Genomic DNA, 18,310 nt, shown 5'->3' with positions numbered 1-18,310 from the left:
AAAGTATTCAGATGCTTTCTATTTAATTTTCGGGATTGTCGATAGTAATGACAGGTTCTCCGTTTTGAACCGTGTATGGCAGGGAATAAGCAGGGACAAACGGTGTGTTGTCCGGTAAAATAAAACGGATATCATCACCTTCTGTGTACTGATGTTCATATTTATTAAGTGCCTCATATAAATCCGGACCGTAATCGACATATACTTGACCATTGGTATCCATCACCAACGATAAATTTGATTGAGAATAAGGGCTTGGTATACGAGGCGGTGTATCGATCCCAATCTTTTCATAGTTGATTTTATAAACCCCCTCGGACAACTGCTCGCCGAAAGGAGGATAAAGATTTTCGTCCCGGTACAAATCAATTTGCCTCTGGACCGTTCTAACCTCTTGAGCTATCCGTAAATCAATTAGTTTTACCTGAGGATCTTCTTCAGGATAAATCAAAGTGTATTGATAGACACCACCATTCTCAAACGCCGTTCCGGGAATGCTCGTAATGAACCCTTCCTGTTTCAAAGCGGTAAAATCAAGTAAATATTTTTGAAAAATAGGTGTATCACTTGGTTTTGTTTTAATCGGCAGCAGCCCCTGCTTACTTTCCCTGTATTGATTGACAGCGTGCTGGATCGTCTGAAGCTGCACCTCGTTAGGAACCCGGTTTTTCGAAAGCTGTTCATTAGGATAAAGACAGCCGCTCAAAATCAAGGTCATAACACTCAGCATTAGAGCTATATTCCATTTCATAAACACAACATCCTCCTAAAACCTGGCGGTGTACCAGGCACTATGCAATGCGTTGTTGTAAACATTAAGCGGCAGGTCCGCTAAATACTATGTAAAAAATAATAAGGCCGCCCACAATTAAAAAGATATAAGCTAAGATAGCGATAATTGTTCCAAAAATACCTTTTAGTTTATATCTGCTTAACAAGATAAGACCGATAGCTAAAAATAAAAAGATAATTCCACCAAAAGAAATATACATATTCAACATGGATTCTGACAAGACTTTCACTCCTTTAATACAGTAAGACAAGCCTATAATGCATTTTGTATTATAACATAATCGCATTCCCTCATGGAAAAACAATTGTGACAAACCAGCAAAAGCCCTTGTTATTTTACAACAATAAAAAACCGAGGCAGAAGGGGCAATTTCTACCTCGGTGTGACTAAATAATACCCATTGCGGCTCTAAAATGAATGCTTGTGCGATTTATATTATGCGAGCCTTATCCACTTTGTATCCTCACTTTGCCCAATATCATTTACTTTTTGAAAAGCTTACTCAATGAGTTCATATCTGTTGGCATATTATTTTTAGTGATGGATTTTACAATCTTATCTTCCTTTTCTTTCGAGAGAGGTTTATCTGCCATTTTAGCCAGTTGTCTTACCAGCCTCCGGACAGTTTTCTCGTCCGAAAAATCAGCATTTTTCACTGAGTCAGCCACTTTGAAAATTTGATCTGATTTAATATTTGAATTGTTTTGAATCTGGTCAAACAACTTCTTTTGAAAATCGCTCACGTGCACTCCTCCTTGCCCTTGGTATTCCCCACATTATATGCAAAGAGGGTAGTACAGTGTTAACTGGAAAAACGGTTACTTAAAATATGTGATAAATCTTCCATCTCATGGCGTCTCACCCTTGTCATTAATTGGTCGACAACATCTTTTGGCTGGGCTTCTTCGAAAAGTATCCGAAATAAACCATCGGTGATCGGCATGTCAATACCCTGCATCTTAGCAAGTTGATGGGCGGCCTGTGTGGTCCTGACCCCTTCCACAACCATCCCCATTTGCTCCAATACATCATCAAGTTTATTACCTTTGCCTAGCAGGTTTCCGGCTTTCCAATTTCTGCTATGGACGCTCGTGCAAGTAACAATTAAGTCACCGACACCGGTCAGCCCTAAAAACGTCAACGGGTTGGCATTCATGGATGTGCCCAGCCGGGCAATTTCGGCCAATCCCCTTGTAATCAGTGCCGCCTTGGCATTATCACCGTATCCTAAACCATCCGATATTCCAGCGCCCAGCGCTATTATATTTTTAAGCGCCCCGCCTAGTTCGACACCGACCATATCCGGACTGGTGTACACACGCAAATTGCCGTTTATAAACAGGTCTTGTACTTTTTTTGCTTCTTCTATATCTTCTGATGATGCGGTCAGCGTTGTCGGCTGACGCTGACTGACTTCTTCTGCATGGCTCGGGCCCGACAAAACCACCACTTCTTTATAAAGCCCGTTGGATAGTTCTTCGTTAATCATTTCAGACACCCGTTTAAATGTACCTGGTTCAATTCCCTTTGTGCCGTGGGCGAGAGTTACTGGATGATGCAATACGTCGTTTAATTGCTTGCATACGTCTCTGATTGCCTTTGTCGGAACTACTAACAGGATTGTAGAAACATCCTGTACCGCTTTCTCCAAATCATAAAAGGCGGTTATTTCATCCGGTATCCGGACGCCAGGTAAGTATTTCTCATTTGCATGGGTTTGATTAATCGTATTGGCATGTTCCTGGTTATGGGTCCATAACCTTACTTCGTGAGAGTTATCCGCCAAAACCATCGCAAGTGCTGTTCCCCAGCTCCCTGCACCTAACACTGCTATTTTTTCCACGGAATCTCCTCCTTATTTCCTTCTCCTAGCAAATATTTTTATCGGAGTGCCTTCAAATCCGAAAGCCTCTCTTATTCTATTTTCCAAAAAGCGTTCATAGGAGAAATGCATTAATTCCGGATCATTTACAAATACAACAAAACTTGGTGGCTTCACCGACACTTGGGTAGCATACATGATCTTTAAACGTTTTCCTTTAACTGTTGGCGTAGGGTTCATCGCTAAAGCATCCATGATTACATCATTTAAAACATTTGTTTCCACTCGTTTAGCATGGTTCTCGCTGGCTTCCAGTACACTTGGAATCAACGTATGCAGCCGCTTTTTCGTTTTAGCTGACAAAAATACAATTGGGGCATAGTCTAAGAATTGAAAATGGGCCCGGATTTTTTCTTCAAATTCTTTCATCGATTTCTCATTTGTTTCGACGGTATCCCATTTGTTGACTACAATGACTACTGCCTTTCCAGCTTCATGAGCGTAGCCTGCGATTTTTTTGTCCTGCTCGATGATGCCTGATTCCGCATCTATCAACGTTAAAACAACATCCGATCGTTCAATCGCCTTTAAAGCTCGCAATATACTGTATTTCTCTGTTGTCTCATAGATTTTTCCCCGTTTTCTCATACCCGCTGTATCAATAATCACGAAATCTTTATCGTCCTTGGTAAAGGGGGTGTCGACGGCATCTCTCGTTGTACCGGCAATATCACTGACAATGACCCTTTCCTGATTTAAAAGAGCATTTACAAGCGACGACTTGCCAACATTCGGCCGCCCGATCAAACTAAAATGGATGGTTAAGTCGTCTTCCTCCGGCTGTTCCAGCTCTGGAAAATGCTTTACTACATCATCTAACAAATCTCCAAGACCAAGCCCGTGTGTGCCTGAAATAGGAAACGGTTCTCCGAAACCTAAAGAATAAAACTCGTAAATCTGATCTCTCATTTCTGGATTATCGACTTTATTTACTGCTAATACTACTGGTTTGTTCGATTTAAAGAGGATTTTGGCTACTTCATCATCAGCTGCTGTAATGCCTTCTCTGCCATTGACCATAAAAATAATGACGTCTGCTTCATTAATAGCAACTTCTGCCTGCTCTCGCATTTGTACTAACAAGGGTTCATCACCAAGCTCGATTCCCCCGGTGTCTATGATATTGAAAGTGGTATTAAGCCACTCAGCCTGTGAATATATACGGTCTCTCGTTACACCAGGCACATCCTCTACTATTGATATTCTCTCTCCGACCAGCCTATTGAAAATAGTCGATTTGCCAACATTCGGCCGGCCAACTATCGCTACTACAGATTTCCTCATGAAAGGATCATCCTTTCCCTCTACTATTAATCCAATAAATCTTTATTATCGAAAGCTTTAACTTTTCTATTTTAGCAAAAGAGGAAATTTTAAACAACGCTTTTTAAAAGTCAGCATTCCCCTCTTATCCTTTTCGCATTGACTATATGGGTGTCAATGTTTAACAATGATATATAACTGATCGCTCAATGCATGACCGATGCCATCTAAAATAGCCTCCAAGTTGGCAGCTATTTTCTCCATCTCTTCTTTTGTATCACATAAAAAAATCGGAGCACCACCGCCGATTTTTTCTCTTTGCGTTGTAATCACAGCCAAAACAGCTTTTTCCATTTTCATCGGCTTTTATTCCCCTTTTTGTTTGCTTTAGATTCAGAAGGCATTCTAATCGCATTTTCCAACACAGGGACAGCACCAATAATCCTTTTCGCTTTATCGACATCTTTGTCTTGCGGTAATAGGAATACTCCGATTCTGCCGTCATCTAAATCTCTTTTAATCAGCGGAACTAAGGCAGGTGTGCCGGAATCTCGGAAAACCCCTAAGGATACCGAAGCATCATGAAGAATTGCCTGTCGTTGGCCCAGGTTGGCAATGGTTGAACGCACATTGAAATTTTTGGGGGTCAAAACAAAACCCATTCCATATTTAAGAATTTCCTCCTGCCGCTGCGGAAGACCAATATTCATGATATATATATTATCAATATACAGCCCGGCCCCTTCAAAATGCAGATTCTGGTACTCTATATTTACCAGTTCTTTTAAAGTAGCTCCGCTCATGAATTTTCTAATAACAAAAAAGCAGATAAGGGAGGAAATAACTGCTATCCAAATATTCCACGCCAAAAAAGACAACGTGGCTATGAATGAAGTGAAAATAACCAGGTAATTTCTCCCCTCAAAAGCTACTGCGATCCCTTCTATATATGTGTTTCCCCTGGGAACAAGCTCATAAGCGTCTAATTCTGTTAACGTATTTCTCTCCATATTTCTCACTTCACGGAATTGCGATGCTGCAATTGTTAGAAAGGTTACTGCAGTAAATTCTTTTTCCATAATTGCAGGAACCGCTACGGTCCCTAGAGCCGCAGCTATGAAGCCCAATGAAATATGGATGACTTTCCCATGGAGATAAGTTGGATACTGACGGTAATCTGTTCTTAGCATGACCAATCTGGCTATCGTCCCAATCACCACACCAAATAAAATTGGATATGTATATTCATTCATGATTCCACCTCATCTTAAGCTTTCTTTCCAAGGATTGCAGAAGGTTTTCCGTATTATGTTTGATAATCATAATTAGTTTCGCTATTATCTGAAAACCTATACCTACAAACATCAAATCGAAGAAAGAACGCTCACCAATAACAGGCTGAAAGCCATAGCTGTTCATAATTAAGCCATGGAGGATTTCACCGCTTGTGAGTCCAAGACACCAAATCATGCACTTATCAATTAGATTGTCGGCAATGAAATACAACATAATCATGGCAAGAAATGGAATGATTATTATTCTGGGAACAAATAACCAAATCGGGCTGATTAACTCCCAGAGTAGAATACCAATGTAACTAAATGTCATGCATAAGCTGCCAAACAACTGATACATCCAATCCGGGGACTTAGCCATATAGAGGATAGCACACACAAATGAAACAAATATTGCTATATTAACCTTATAGTCCAATATTTCCACTACCGTATTCGAACAGCTTAGCAGTAAAAGTATCCATACTGACAAATAGAAGCGAACTTTCGTTTTCTTTAAAAGAAACGTAAATATCACCCATAAAATCCAACTTATCCAATAAAACAGCAATCCATCCATTAGCTTCACCTTCCATTAGCATTATAACTATATGAAAGGCCATCTAAACCTTAATCAAAGCATTCCTGAACCCAAACAAAGAAAAATTCCTCTATCATATTGGAAAAGGCCGGAAAGTCGATTATAGACGACTTTCCGGCCTTTTATATTCTCTGGTGGATCCAGTCATACAATTCTCCTGTAAATACGTGTGGTTTTCCAGCTAACTGATCAGGTGTTTTACTTTCCAGCATAAGCATAATCATTTGGACTTCCTTATGGATATCCTCAATTCTTTCCACTAACGCCTCAAGTCCTTCGTTTACAAGCACTTTCAATAGACTTCCTGCCATACCAAAGGCTTTTGCCCCTAGAATTAATGATTTCGCTCCATCCAGTCCGTTCCTAATCCCCCCAGAAGCGAGCAATTGACATTCAGGAAATACCGAATGGACTTCTTTTATCGAGGCAGGGGTGGGAATGCCCCAATAGTCAAAAGATGATAAAGGCGTTTTCCTCCTGCGATTTTCCACTATTGAAAAATTTGTACCGCCCTTACCTGCAACATCTATGTATTCGACGCCAACATTTTTCATGCGCAAAGCAGATTCTTTGGAAAAGCCCTGTCCTATCTCTTTTATTATCACAGGAACCGGTAAACGGTTTACTATTGCTTCAATCCTTGATTCCATCCGTTCGAAATTTCTGTCGCCTTCCGGCATGATTAATTCCTGTAACACATTTAAATGGATTTGCAGGGCATCTGCTTCAATCATATCCACTGCTCTTTGGGCTTGTTCTACACTTGCTTCGCTGCCTAAATTTGCAAAAATAATTCCATTAGGGTTTTCCGACCTAACTACCCGATATGTACGTTCTTCCTCGTTGTTTTTAATTGCTGACATCTGGGACCCAACTGACATACTTATCCCTGTCTCTTTTGCAGCGATGGCTAGATTTTTATTTATAGTTTCTGTATCCATCCCTCCGCCGCCTGTCATGGCATTAACAAAAAGAGGCGAACTTAAAGAAAGTCCGCCCAATTTTGTATGGAGTTCGATGTCATCCCAATTAAGAGAAGTAACGCTTTGATGGATAATTTTCATCCCGTCAAAAGCACTCACTTCTTCCTTATTTGATTCAAGAGCATATTTAATATGCTCTAATTTTCTATTGGCTCTGCTCATCTGTTTCACCATCACTTATACTTATCAAGCTTATCTCCAATCATATCTCCTAATTGAAAGCCTGAATGGTCTTCTTCTTTTTCATACTGCTTTAATTCAGCCTGGTCTTGATCCCGTTCCAGTTCTTTGATGCTTAATGACATCCGCTGGTCTTGTTCATTTACATCAAGAACTTTCACCTGTACTTCCTGCCCTACATCAAGGACTTCCTGCGGTGTACCGATGTGCTGGTTCGAGATTTGCGAAATGTGGACAAGCCCTTCTACACCTGGGAACACTTCCACAAAAGCTCCAAAGTTCACTAAACGTTTAACCGTTCCTTCAACAACAGAACCGGGACTTACTTTTTCTTCAATGTTATCCCAAGGTCCGGGCAACGTCTCTTTAAGCGATAATGAAATTCGCTCATTATCTCTATCGACTGACAATACTTTTACATTTATTTTTTGGCCTTCCTCTACTACATCGGATGCTTTTTCCACATGCTCATACGATAATTGGGAAATATGAACAAGTCCATCTATCCCTCCGATGTCGACAAACACTCCAAAGTCTGTAAGCCTTTGAACTGTACCTTCCAGCACTTGTCCTTGTTCCAATGATTGCAGGACTTCCTGTTTTTTGTTAGCTTCATCGGCTTCAGAAACAGCTCTGTGTGAAAGAATCACCCTGTTTTGAGAGCGGTCTAATTCAACTACCTTGAGGCTTAATTGTTTATTCTTATAATCTGCAAAATCTTCCACATAATACGTTTCCACTAAAGAAGCGGGGATAAATCCACGTAAGCCTACATCAACAACGAGTCCGCCTTTGACGACATCCTTGACCTCAGCTTCGAATATTTCACCATTATTAAATTTTTCTTCTAAATCTTCCCATGCTTTATCAGCGTCTACAGCACGCTTGGATAACACAACTTCGTCATCTTCTACTTTTTTCACTTGTAACGTAAGCTCGTCTCCTTCGCTTACTGCATCTGATGCTTTTTCCACATGAAGACTGGACAACTCACTGATAGGAACTATCCCTTCCACTTTATAACCGATGTCAACGAGCACTTGTTTTTCCTCTACTTTAACTACCTTGCCCGTTACCTGATCACCGGTTGATAGTTGTTGTAAATCTGAAAGTTCATTGTTCATTTCATCCATAAAAGAGACCTCCTTCAATTTCCGACACAACCAAACTTTATGAAATGTCCTTTTTTCTAACTTCTAACATTTGCCCATTTTTGTCAAGCAATAGGCAGTAATCAGTTATCGATGTTTATCCATCAATTGTTGTATTTCCTGCATGATTACTTCTGTAACATCCTTTGCTGGTGTTTTATTTTCCCTTAATTGTTCCATTTCAATCGGCTTTCCGTAAACAACTTTTAATTGTTTAAAAGGCTTGTACGGACCGATAATTGCACAGGGCACAATATATGCGTTCGAACGTAAAGCAAAAAAGCCCGCACCAGACAAACCTTTGCCTACTTGACCTGTCCTATTTCTTGTACCCTCCGGAAATAACCCGAGTGTATTTCCTTCTTCCAAGATACGAAGCGCCTGCCGGAGTGCATTCCGATCCTTCATGCCCCGTTTTATTGGAAAAGCTTGAATTCTGGTTAAGAGCCCTTTTAACAGGCGATTTTGAAATAGTTCTTCTTTCGCCATGAAGTAAATGTCCCTTGGCGCTGTTATCCCTACTACTGGTGGATCAAAATTAGAAATATGATTAGAACAAATAATAACAGGTCCAGCAGCCGGGACATTTTCTTTTCCCACCACTTTAATTCTAAAAATCGGAAAAAGAAGAAAACCTACAACGTTTTTTGCAAACTTGTACAAGCTCATATCTTTTTAATATCTCCTCTATTTTTTTCTAACAGCTTCTACAACTTCAAGAATTCTGTCTGCCACATCCTGAATAGATAAAGAAGTCGTGTCAATTTCAATTGCATCTTCAGCTTTTAGCAACGGAGATGCTTCTCTTTCTGAATCAAGCTGATCTCTTTTTTCTATTTCTTTTTTTAAATCATTAAGATCGGACGCAAATCCTTTTTCAAGGTTTTCCTTATGCCTTCTCCCCGCACGCTCTTCCACCGAAGCGATTAAAAATATCTTTACTTCCGCATCAGGAAGTACATGTGTGCCAATATCCCGGCCATCCATCACAACCCCTCGTTTCAGAGCCAGCGCCTTTTGTCGTTTCACCATTTCTTCACGTACGGCGGGGTGTTTTGCAACAACGGAAACATTATTGGTAACTTGATGTGTACGAATGTCATGAGTCACATCCATCTGGTTCACTAATACTTTTTGCCCTTCCGGACTCTGCTGCAAATCGATTTCTATATGCTCCAGGATCCCTCGTAATTGTCTTTCATTTTCCAAGTCGACATTCTCATTTATCGCTTGATAAGTAAGAGCCCGATACATTGCTCCTGTATCTATGTAAATATAAGATAAATCTTTTGCAATTAATTTGGCAACTGTACTCTTGCCTGCAGCTGCTGGTCCATCAATTGCAATAGCTAATTCTGTTTTTTTCATTTGTTTCTACAATCCTCTCTTGCTTGATAATGGAATGACATGTACTGTAGCAGATAAGATAACCTGCATGAATCAAATAATTTAATAAGATAATAACATATTTTGTTTTGAATTTTCATGGAAAATCAATACTGCCAGTACTTAAGTTAAACCCTTTCTTCTAGCCTGTAATTGTTTCTCAAAGCAATACCTTATAATGACCTGTCGATCTTTTTCGGCGATGTCAACAAACTCCATGGATAGGAGCGGAGGCCGCCCTTCGCTTCTTTCAAAAATACGTATGGATTGCGTAAGCGAACTTATATAAGCATTTTCCCCTGATTCCATCGGCAGTACCATCCATGCTTCCAATTGCTTGGCCTTGGGGATTTTCTGCTCACGGGGGAGGACGATCGAAAAGCCCCCGCCGCTAACATCATGGGTAATAGTGGTGAACGGCTGTATCTCTTCTTCCGTATCATGTAAAGAAATATCAACCGCTGATTCTATCCTGACGTACTCCCTTCTCTGCACTCTTTCCAGCTCATCTTTTCCCGGATAGCTTAATACTAATGTAGGAATTTTCAAGTTCTTTTTATCCTTGATTTCGGTATCGAACCGGTAAACAGCATTATTGCTGCTGACAAAACTAGCCGAAAACTCTGTTCCCTTTTCAAAGATGCTTGTTCTTCCAGTTGCTTCATGAACAGGGTAATCTACGAATAAAAAACTTCCTTGCCGCTCCACAATTTTACAGCGATATCGCTCGATTTCCTTATTTTTTTCAACTTCTAAGGTGAGCGGTGTACCTATTTTCATCAATGGCTCCGCCTCTTTTCTAATAATATTTGTCCTTTCTATATTATCTCAAAAAACAGGAAAAAGGGAAAGGAGAAATCCCCTTTCCCTAAACTGCTTGCTCAAATTTTTCTTCTGTTCCCTTAAGCTTTTCCACTTTCTCTTCCGACCCAGTCATGGCATTAATGAAAATCCGATAGGTTTCATTCTCCAGCAATCCTAAAAATTCATAGGTCAAAACCTCTTCACCTGTATCGTTTTCAATAACAGATAACCTGGCCTCCTGTATATCTATATTACCGTTGACCATCTTTTTTGCTTCTTCCTCTGTCATCTTCGGTTCAGCAATTTCCCTTTCCTGGTGATTCAAAAAGTAATCCCTTGATGTAAAACCTAATATGTCCCCATTGTCCAATGCAACCTTCACTTGGACAGAGTCTGGATACATTCTTATTTCGTCCTGGGTATAAAGAAAGTTAATGACACCAACATTATTATACTGACTGCTTTGAAAAGGCTCCATGTTGGATAATTCCAGTCTCTCCAAATAATCCTGGGCAATTTCCATCCCTTCATTCAGACTCTTGCTGGCATCCTTCACTTCTCTGTTAATGATCAGCGACAAAGGATGGCCACCCTTCATGGAAAAGTCCATGTAACCGTTTCTCCCATCCTTATGGTAGGAAGCACTGTACATATCCACTTCCGCTCCATCTCCCGACTTTGCCAGAGTTATTTCGGTCTGTTCGTCAAGGTCAAATAGCTGTCTCGCTCTTTCCATTGCTTGATTTTCATTTAATTTTTTTCCAGTTAGAAATTTAAATTCATGCTTCTCACTAGATGTACCAGTCATACTTGGCCCTAAGTTCCCTTCGGTATACCCTTCCACTGTCTTTTCTACTGTTTTAAATCCATCAATAATCGTATTGTCTGCCTGATTATCTTCAGTGGCAAGGGCAAGTTGAACGTCCATCCAACGAAGATTATTCTCTAATACTAAATGCTGTACTTTTCTCAATTCATTTTTAATATCGCCAGAAGTTTTATAAAGTGATTGCAGGCTCTCAACTTCCTTGTCTGATAACGGGTCTTTTTCCAAGTCTCTTATAGCGGTTTTATAGCTGAAGTCCCCGATATTTGAAAGAAACTCCTCTGTTTTATTAAATGGCAGAAGTGCCAATGGCAGCTGCCCAACATCGTTATGCGCTTCAGAAGTCAACCTCCAAATGTCAGCGAGTTGTGGTGATAACCGTTCTTTGGTATTCATTGCCAATGTTGTCCCAATCTTGTCATGCAGCAAGTCCATATGGTAGGACAAATCATGGAAAGACCGCTGATACGTATTTTCCGCTTGAACAAGTATCGCGTTTTTTTCCTGATGTTCCTGGTACCCCCATAACCCTGTTGCTGTTATCCCTATCGCCAGTACTGCTACTAAAATCCATCTTATCATTTTTTCTCACCTTCCTTACATACAGAAAATATGCTTGCCTATTTGTTTGATCTGCGGCCGTGACCAAATCCAATCCGAGGTAGCGGTATTGGGATTAAAGTAATAAATCGCCTCTCCAGTTGGATCCCAACCATTTAGAGCATCCAGAACAGCTTCCTCGGCAGAATCGTTTGGCGTCAACCATATTTGTCCATCGGCTACTGCAGTAAAAGCTCTTGGTTCGAAAATCACACCAGATACTGTATTAGGAAACGTGGGACTTTCCACCCGATTTAAAATAACTGCAGCCACTGCTACTTTTCCTTCATACGATTCTCCACGCGCTTCACCATGGACAGCATTCGCCATCAAGCGGATATCATTTTGTGAAAAACCGCCAGGAACATTCACTGCTTTAGGTTCTGCCGGAGTATCCTTTGTCTGCTGCTGATTCTTGCCGCCCTCTCCTTGACCCTGTTGCTGTTTTTTCGTGCCTTCTTGCCCCTTTTTCTGTCCTTGCTTCACCTGCTGTTCTTTAGGTGTTCCTCCATAGTGCGTAAATTCATTGCCCTTCTTAATTTGTTGATTTACATAATTTTTATCGTACTCGCTTGCCTTTACTAATTTCTGCTTTGTTTCCGTGCCAGCAAGACCATCAATCTCTAGACCAAATTCGTACTGGAAGTTTCTTAGTGCCCAATAAGTCCCCCAGCCAAATACTCCGTCTATTTTGCCATTGTAGAAACCCAGATACTGCAACCTGGACTGCAGCTCAATCACATCATCGCCGACCGCCCCTTGCTGAATCACCTGGTTACTGAATGCTTCTGTCGGCTGAATATCATTTGTAGCTGAAATCCCGATCGCAAATATTAATGCAAAAAACAAAAGAATAACTGTTTTTTTTAACCGCATACCATTTCCTCCTAAGAGAGTCTAAGTCTTCGTTGTTGCCTTATTTTTTGAAACCATCCTTTTTTTATACATAGACGATGAACAAAAGCGAAAGCACCTTGTTTAGCGCCGTATGAAGTGCACCCGCGCATCGCGGGTGGTTCGACATTGCCGTGCAAAACGGCGGGCTTTGATCGAACTTCATGCGTAACTAGATAAAGGAAACACAGAGCGACAGCGATATGTTGACTTATCGGAAGGAGTAGCCGGAAGTTCACTATGGGGAGATACAGCAACAGCACTTCAATTCATAGAAAAAGCCATTACCGCTAAAGCGGTAATGGCTAATGATTATAGGATTTGTGACTCTTCTTTTGGAATAACTACTACTTGCTTCGATGAATGCTGATTTGCTATTTTTACTTTCCGCAATCCAAGCAACCATAATATGATCATGAATGGTGTCATTATATAAATCCAGTAAGGAATCGTTTCCAGAATAAAATCATAAAATCCATGTAGAGTAACAGGTATAATAAGAGCTAACAGCAACGTGGATTTATGATTATGGGTGAAAAATTTTGCCTTCCCTAAATAATACCCCATGATGACCCCGAATAACGCATGGGATGAAACAGGAAACAGGGCACGGCCAAAGGCGTATTCCACACCATGGGCAAGTAAGTAAAGCAAGTTTTCTACAGTAGCAAACCCCAGACTTATAGCAACTCCGTAAATAATGCCGTCATACAGAGAATCAAAATCAGTATATTTATAAACCGTATATAGGAAAATAAACCATTTGAAAAATTCTTCCATCAAACCAGTCAGCAAAAAGGAACGGATCATTGGTGCTTGCCCGATCCCCTCTTCCATGAAAGCATATTGGATAAACATAATTGGGAATACCAATAAAGCCCCATACATAAAGGTTCTGAAAACCATGGATAAAGGCTCTGAGTCAAAGCGGTCTTTTAAATAAAAAAATGACATTAGTGCTAGTGTCGGAGCAATCCCTGCAGATAGGACAGCAAACATAACGACACCCTCTTTCAATCTAATATGATTCATCGTATCATGAAGTTGACGCAATTAAAATAGTCCTAATAAAAGAAGGTGTAAATGTTGAAAAAGATTATTATTATCCATACAGGCGGAACCATCTCGATGAAGGAAGACAAAAGCAGCGGGGAAGTTTCCACTTCAACGGAACACCCTTTATCCAATTCGGCTTCTATCTTCAACCATGATGCCCATATTGAAGAAGACTTTTTATTTAATTTGCCTTCGCCGCAAATCACTCCTGCACATATGCTGGAATTAGGCAGGCGCATCCATGACAAATTAGCAGCGGGAAACTTCGACGGAGTGGTCGTAACTCATGGCACGGACACACTGGAAGAGACAGCTTATTTTTTGGATTTATTTTTACAAACCAGAAAACCAGTAGTGGTTACGGGGGCTATGCGATCCAGCAATGAAATCGGCTCAGACGGATTGTATAATTTAATTAGTGCTGTAAGAGTGGCCAACACAGATGAAGCCCAGGATAAAGGTGTGCTGGTCGTCATGAATGACGAAATACATACAGCAAAAAATGTTACAAAAACATCTACAAGTAATGTGGCGACCTTTCAAAGTCCCCAATATGGTCCCATCGGCATTATTACCAAGCAGGAAATTTTGTTTCACCAGAAGCTCATAGCCTATGAATCGTACCCTATCCAGCAATTAAATAAAAATGTTGCTTTAGTCAAAGCCTATGCTGGCATGGAGAGCAATTTTATCAGAGCTATTCACAACGCCGGCATCGACGGCCTCGTAATTGAAGCGTTAGGTCAAGGAAACTTGCCTGAAGGGATTATTCCTGCTCTGCAGGAAATGATAGATGACAACATTCCAATCATTTTAGTCTCCAGATGCTATCAGGGCATTGTACAGGCAACCTATACCTATGAAGGCGGCGGACGTCAACTCAAAAATATGGGCTTAATTTTTGCAAACGGCCTGACCGGACCTAAAGCCAGGATCAAATTAATGGTAGTGTTGGAGTTAACCAATAAGTTGACTGAGCTTTCCCCTATGTTTGAATAACTATAAAAAGCTGTACGCCTCATCCATCCCAATGAGGCATACAGCTTTTGTTTATTACTCTTGCGTTTGCTTAGCAGAATTACAGATTGACTCTGCAATCAGTCCACCATGAAATCGGCCATTCTCTATAAATATTTTGTTATTATTATAGCCGGCTGCAATCACACCTGCAATATATATACCAGGCACATTAGTTTCCATTGTTTCTTCATTGAAACTTGGGGCTCCTGTTTGCTGATCAATAGTAATCCCTATACTTTGCAAAAATTCATTATCAGGCTTATATCCAGTCATTGCAAAAACAAAGTCGTTTTCAATCGATTTCCTCTTCCCATCAACTTCGTAATAGACAGCTTCTTCTGTTATTTCGGTGACGCAAGCATTGAACTCCATATGAACAATTTCTTTTCTTACTAAGGATTCAAATTCAGGAAGTATCCATGGTTTTATGCTGGAGGAATACTCGTTACCGCGATACAAAACAGTGATATGAGCTCCCGCTTTATGCAGTTCCAGGGTGGCATCAACGGCAGAGTTCTTACCGCCAATCACAACCACTTTTTTACCAAAGTAAGGGTGAGCCTCTTTGAAGTAATGGTTGACTTTGGCAAGTTCCTCACCCTTGATCCCCAATAGACGCGGCTGATCATAATATCCAGTAGCCGCCACGATGTGGCTTGCCTTATACTGCACCTCCCTGCCATTAGCTATCTTTGTACTTATAACAAATCCGCTTGCTATCTGTTTAACGCTAGTGACCCGTTCAAATGAATTAATTCTTAATTTTCTGCGTTCAGCTACGGTTCTATAGTAGGCGAGCGCTTGATTTCTAACTGGTTTTTTCTTTTCTGTAATAAACGGCATATCTCCGATTTCCAGACGGTCACTCGAGCTGAAGAAGGTCTGGTGGGTAGGGTAATTATAAATGGAATTGACAACATTGCCTTTTTCAATTAACAGCGGGTTTATCCCTTTTTGCTGCAGTTCGATTGCTGCAGACATGCCACAGGGGCCAGCCCCAATGATTATTGTGTTTTCTTCTTGCATTTCTTACACTCCTTTAGAGGAAACCGTTCCATGTTTATGTCAGAGAATTTCTATAACTTACTTAATATAATTAGAAAAGGTACTTACCGCCAACAGCTGATAAGTACCGCTTTTCTTTAAATCCAGCCTCTAAACCTTGCTGCTTCCGCCATTTTTCTTACGCCAACCATATAGGCTGCAAGGCGCATGTCTACTTTTCTGGTCTCTGCTGTGTTATATACATTATTAAAGCCTTTAATCATCACTTTATAAAGCTTCTCTTCAATTTCTTCTTCAGACCAGTAATAGCCTTGTTTGTTTTGCACCCATTCGAAATAGGACACAGTTACCCCGCCAGCTGAAGCTAGAACGTCAGGTACCAGCAAAATGCCTCGTTCAGACAAGATTTTAGTAGCTTCCAATGTCGTCGGGCCATTAGCTGCCTCGACTATTATTGAAGCATTGATTTTATGGGCATTATCTTCTGTAATTTGATTCTCTACGGCAGCGGGCACAAGAATGTCACAATCAAGTTCTAATAGCTCGTCATTTGAAATTGTATTTTCAAATAGCTTTGTTACAGTTCCAAAACTATCTCTTCTATCCAGCAAGTAATCTATATCCAATCCATCCGGATCATGCAAGCCTCCATAAGCATCAGATATACCAACGACCTTTGCACCTTGATCATGCAAGAACTTTGCTAAGAAGCTGCCTGCATTACCGAATCCTTGTATGACCACTCTTGAACCTTCTACCTTAATGCCCTTTTTCTTAACTGCTTCATCAATACAGATGGTAACACCTTTAGCCGTTGCTGATTCCCGGCCATGGGAACCGCCTAGGACAATTGGTTTTCCGGTGATGAAACCAGGATTATTAAACTCATCGATTCTGCTGTATTCGTCCATCATCCATGCCATTATTTGCGGATTGGTAAAAACATCCGGCGCTGGAATGTCCTTTGTTGGACCGACGATTTGGCTGATAGACCTTACATAACCGCGGCTTAATCCTTCAAGTTCACGAAAAGACATCTCTCTTGGGTCGCAAACTATGCCGCCTTTTCCTCCACCATATGGCAAATCGACAATACCTGCTTTTAAGCTCATCCATATAGAGAGAGCTTTTACTTCTTTTTCTGTAACGGCAGGATGAAATCTTACGCCGCCTTTCGTCGGCCCAACTGCATCATTATGCTGTGCCCGATAGCCTGTAAATATCTTAATGGAATCATCATCCATTCGTACAGGTATCCGAACGGTCATCATCCTCACTGGCTCTTTTAATAATTCAAAGACTTCTTCTGGATAACCCAGCTTATCAAGAGCAATTTGTACAACGGTCTGGGTTGATTTTAGTACGTCCAGTTTGTCCTTTTGTTCGTTTGGAGAATCTGATGCTTTATCGGCTACCATGAACTTACCTCCCAATCAATATTCAATTAACCAATTTTCTCTTAAGTTATTGTGATTTTCTTTCAGACAATAGTATACACGCTAGAAGCTATTATGCAATATGTTATGAATATTTATAATTAAATAATTTCTCGAGAGTTAGTTCCTTTTTATTGATAATGAAACAAACTCCTCAATCATTTGCTCATAAGTCCAGCCCATTACTTTGGCAGCATCCGGAAATAAGCTTGTCGGAGTCATGCCGGGAAGCGTGTTTACTTCAAGTATGATCGGGTGATTATCCTCCGTGATAATGAAATCAACTCTGGAATAAACGTCACACCCTAATAATTGATGGGCTTCGACAGCAAGATTTTTGACTTCTTTTGTGAGCGATTCACCAATCCTTGCTGGAATAATATGTTCACTTCCGCCAGGCTTGTATTTTGAATCAAAATCATAGTATTCGCTTTTCGGAATGATTTCAATCACCGGCAACGCGATTTCCTTTCCTCTTTGCCCGACGATAGCAACGGTATATTCCTTTCCCGAGATAAAGTCTTCAATTAGCAGGACATCATCGCTTTCCGCTGCCAGCTTAATGGCATCAGGAAGCTGTTCTTCTTTCTTGACTATTGTCAATCCCAACGTGGAACCTTCCTGGTTCGGCTTGACAACATAAGGAGGGGTGAATGACTTTTTCACCATTTCCACTATTTCCTCTTGGGAATAATCCCCAACCTCGATAGTCAAGCCTTTGGCAACAGGCAAGCCATTTTTTTCAAATATTTGCTTTGCTTTTGACTTATCCATTGCCAAAGCCGAAGCTAAAACTCCCGATCCGACATAGGGGATGTTCAGCATTTCCAGAAGCCCCTGGATTTTTCCATCTTCTCCATACTTTCCATGTAACCCAATAAATGCTAAGTCAACCTTAAGATTTACTATTTCAGTTAGATTTCTCGGGTCAAAATCAATTCCGATTACTTCATGTCCGTTTTTCTTTAGTGCTTCGATAATTCCCTTTCCTGTAGAAAGGGAAACCTCCCGTTCGCCAGAGGTGCCTCCATAAAGAACTGCGATTTTCACTACTTTCACTCCCTAAACCCGTAATCCTGCCTGCAATTTCCATATGATAATTAACCTTAATAAACCGCAGCTATTCTGATTTAAAATAGCATAGACAAACTTCTAA

General features: G+C 40.6%; 20 protein-coding genes. 1 reads left to right on the top strand and 19 read right to left on the bottom strand.

Features of this window, described 5'->3' with window-relative positions; genetic code table 11:
• Positions 1 to 22: 22 nt before the first annotated feature.
• The 16 genes from BLR93_RS00700 to prsW form a co-directional block, all read right to left on the bottom strand.
• A complete protein-coding gene (locus tag BLR93_RS00700; protein WP_093210358.1) occupies positions 23 to 751 on the bottom strand; it encodes a hypothetical protein in 729 nt (242 codons plus the stop codon).
• A 64-nt stretch (positions 752 to 815) separates the two neighbouring features.
• Entirely contained in the window at positions 816 to 1,013 is a 198-nt protein-coding gene (locus BLR93_RS00695; RefSeq protein ID WP_093210357.1) for a DUF2768 domain-containing protein, read from the bottom strand.
• A 262-nt stretch (positions 1,014 to 1,275) separates the two neighbouring features.
• Entirely contained in the window at positions 1,276 to 1,536 is a 261-nt protein-coding gene (locus BLR93_RS00690) for a stage VI sporulation protein F (protein ID WP_093210356.1), read from the bottom strand.
• Between the two features lie 59 nt (positions 1,537 to 1,595).
• The gene (locus tag BLR93_RS00685; protein WP_093210355.1) at positions 1,596 to 2,636 is read right to left on the bottom strand and encodes an NAD(P)H-dependent glycerol-3-phosphate dehydrogenase; all 1,041 of its coding nucleotides are present in this window, start codon (positions 2,634 to 2,636) and stop codon (positions 1,596 to 1,598) included.
• 12 nt (positions 2,637 to 2,648) lie between these two features.
• Positions 2,649 to 3,959, bottom strand: a complete 1,311-nt coding sequence (der, locus tag BLR93_RS00680) for a ribosome biogenesis GTPase Der (RefSeq protein WP_093210354.1) — start codon at positions 3,957 to 3,959, stop codon at positions 2,649 to 2,651.
• A gap of 153 nt (positions 3,960 to 4,112) precedes the next feature.
• Positions 4,113 to 4,298: a capping complex subunit for YIEGIA gene (locus BLR93_RS00675; protein ID WP_093210353.1), complete on the bottom strand. Its 186-nt coding sequence runs from the start codon at positions 4,296 to 4,298 to the stop codon at positions 4,113 to 4,115.
• On the bottom strand, positions 4,295 to 5,191 hold the full coding sequence (locus tag BLR93_RS00670) for a YIEGIA family protein (RefSeq protein ID WP_093210352.1): 897 nt from the start codon (positions 5,189 to 5,191) through the stop codon (positions 4,295 to 4,297). The genes BLR93_RS00675 and BLR93_RS00670 overlap by 4 nt, the downstream gene beginning before the upstream one ends.
• Entirely contained in the window at positions 5,184 to 5,792 is a 609-nt protein-coding gene (locus BLR93_RS00665; RefSeq protein ID WP_139184368.1) for a YphA family membrane protein, read from the bottom strand. The genes BLR93_RS00670 and BLR93_RS00665 overlap by 8 nt, the downstream gene beginning before the upstream one ends.
• A gap of 143 nt (positions 5,793 to 5,935) precedes the next feature.
• A complete protein-coding gene (gene fni / locus BLR93_RS00655; protein ID WP_093212259.1) occupies positions 5,936 to 6,958 on the bottom strand; it encodes a type 2 isopentenyl-diphosphate Delta-isomerase in 1,023 nt (340 codons plus the stop codon).
• 11 nt (positions 6,959 to 6,969) lie between these two features.
• On the bottom strand, positions 6,970 to 8,109 hold the full coding sequence (gene rpsA / locus BLR93_RS00650; protein ID WP_093210349.1) for a 30S ribosomal protein S1: 1,140 nt from the start codon (positions 8,107 to 8,109) through the stop codon (positions 6,970 to 6,972).
• A gap of 105 nt (positions 8,110 to 8,214) precedes the next feature.
• Entirely contained in the window at positions 8,215 to 8,796 is a 582-nt protein-coding gene (locus tag BLR93_RS00645) for a lysophospholipid acyltransferase family protein (protein ID WP_093210348.1), read from the bottom strand.
• An 18-nt stretch (positions 8,797 to 8,814) separates the two neighbouring features.
• Positions 8,815 to 9,495, bottom strand: coding sequence for a (d)CMP kinase (gene cmk, locus BLR93_RS00640; RefSeq protein WP_093210347.1), 681 nt, complete (start codon positions 9,493 to 9,495; stop codon positions 8,815 to 8,817).
• A gap of 141 nt (positions 9,496 to 9,636) precedes the next feature.
• A complete protein-coding gene (locus BLR93_RS00635) occupies positions 9,637 to 10,293 on the bottom strand; it encodes a flagellar brake protein (protein ID WP_093210346.1) in 657 nt (218 codons plus the stop codon).
• A gap of 88 nt (positions 10,294 to 10,381) precedes the next feature.
• Positions 10,382 to 11,725 (bottom strand): germination protein YpeB, encoded by a 1,344-nt coding sequence (ypeB, locus tag BLR93_RS00630; RefSeq protein WP_093210345.1) that lies wholly within the window; start codon positions 11,723 to 11,725, stop codon positions 10,382 to 10,384.
• A 15-nt stretch (positions 11,726 to 11,740) separates the two neighbouring features.
• Positions 11,741 to 12,619: a spore cortex-lytic enzyme gene (gene sleB / locus BLR93_RS00625; RefSeq protein ID WP_093210344.1), complete on the bottom strand. Its 879-nt coding sequence runs from the start codon at positions 12,617 to 12,619 to the stop codon at positions 11,741 to 11,743.
• A 330-nt stretch (positions 12,620 to 12,949) separates the two neighbouring features.
• Entirely contained in the window at positions 12,950 to 13,636 is a 687-nt protein-coding gene (gene prsW, locus BLR93_RS00620) for a glutamic-type intramembrane protease PrsW (RefSeq protein WP_093210343.1), read from the bottom strand.
• Between the two features lie 87 nt (positions 13,637 to 13,723).
• On the opposite strand from prsW, the gene BLR93_RS00615 reads away from it, so the two are divergent.
• Positions 13,724 to 14,692 carry an asparaginase gene (locus BLR93_RS00615; protein ID WP_093212257.1) on the top strand — a complete coding sequence of 323 codons (969 nt, stop codon included), beginning with the start codon at positions 13,724 to 13,726 and terminating at the stop codon, positions 14,690 to 14,692.
• A 54-nt stretch (positions 14,693 to 14,746) separates the two neighbouring features.
• On the opposite strand, the gene BLR93_RS00610 is transcribed toward BLR93_RS00615, so the two are convergent.
• From BLR93_RS00610 to BLR93_RS00600, 3 genes are all read right to left on the bottom strand, one after another.
• A complete protein-coding gene (locus BLR93_RS00610; protein ID WP_093210342.1) occupies positions 14,747 to 15,739 on the bottom strand; it encodes a YpdA family putative bacillithiol disulfide reductase in 993 nt (330 codons plus the stop codon).
• A gap of 116 nt (positions 15,740 to 15,855) precedes the next feature.
• On the bottom strand, positions 15,856 to 17,136 hold the full coding sequence (locus BLR93_RS00605; RefSeq protein WP_093210341.1) for a Glu/Leu/Phe/Val family dehydrogenase: 1,281 nt from the start codon (positions 17,134 to 17,136) through the stop codon (positions 15,856 to 15,858).
• 138 nt (positions 17,137 to 17,274) lie between these two features.
• On the bottom strand, positions 17,275 to 18,204 hold the full coding sequence (locus tag BLR93_RS00600) for a D-alanine--D-alanine ligase (RefSeq protein WP_093210340.1): 930 nt from the start codon (positions 18,202 to 18,204) through the stop codon (positions 17,275 to 17,277).
• Positions 18,205 to 18,310: the final 106 nt, after the last annotated feature.

The organism is Sediminibacillus albus (assembly GCF_900101125.1).
In the GTDB taxonomy this organism is placed as follows: Bacteria; Bacillota; Bacilli; order Bacillales; family Amphibacillaceae; genus Sediminibacillus; species Sediminibacillus albus.
Note: the sequence above shows the minus strand (reverse complement) of the source record. Positions and strands in the feature narration are given on the sequence as shown.

Coding starts and splice junctions, on each gene's coding strand:
- sleB (WP_093210344.1), bottom strand. CDS start 12,619: ATGCGGTTAAAAAAAACAGTTATTCTTTTGTTTTTTGCATTAATATTT.
- cmk (WP_093210347.1), bottom strand. CDS start 9,495: ATGAAAAAAACAGAATTAGCTATTGCAATTGATGGACCAGCAGCTGCA.
- ypeB (WP_093210345.1), bottom strand. CDS start 11,725: ATGATAAGATGGATTTTAGTAGCAGTACTGGCGATAGGGATAACAGCA.
- BLR93_RS00635 (WP_093210346.1), bottom strand. CDS start 10,293: ATGAAAATAGGTACACCGCTCACCTTAGAAGTTGAAAAAAATAAGGAA.
- BLR93_RS00675 (WP_093210353.1), bottom strand. CDS start 4,298: ATGAAAATGGAAAAAGCTGTTTTGGCTGTGATTACAACGCAAAGAGAA.
- BLR93_RS00670 (WP_093210352.1), bottom strand. CDS start 5,191: ATGAATGAATATACATATCCAATTTTATTTGGTGTGGTGATTGGGACG.
- rpsA (WP_093210349.1), bottom strand. CDS start 8,109: ATGGATGAAATGAACAATGAACTTTCAGATTTACAACAACTATCAACC.
- BLR93_RS00645 (WP_093210348.1), bottom strand. CDS start 8,796: ATGAGCTTGTACAAGTTTGCAAAAAACGTTGTAGGTTTTCTTCTTTTT.
- BLR93_RS00665 (WP_139184368.1), bottom strand. CDS start 5,792: ATGGATGGATTGCTGTTTTATTGGATAAGTTGGATTTTATGGGTGATA.
- BLR93_RS00610 (WP_093210342.1), bottom strand. CDS start 15,739: ATGCAAGAAGAAAACACAATAATCATTGGGGCTGGCCCCTGTGGCATG.
- prsW (WP_093210343.1), bottom strand. CDS start 13,636: ATGTTTGCTGTCCTATCTGCAGGGATTGCTCCGACACTAGCACTAATG.
- fni (WP_093212259.1), bottom strand. CDS start 6,958: ATGAGCAGAGCCAATAGAAAATTAGAGCATATTAAATATGCTCTTGAA.
- der (WP_093210354.1), bottom strand. CDS start 3,959: ATGAGGAAATCTGTAGTAGCGATAGTTGGCCGGCCGAATGTTGGCAAA.
- BLR93_RS00700 (WP_093210358.1), bottom strand. CDS start 751: ATGAAATGGAATATAGCTCTAATGCTGAGTGTTATGACCTTGATTTTG.
- BLR93_RS00605 (WP_093210341.1), bottom strand. CDS start 17,136: ATGGTAGCCGATAAAGCATCAGATTCTCCAAACGAACAAAAGGACAAA.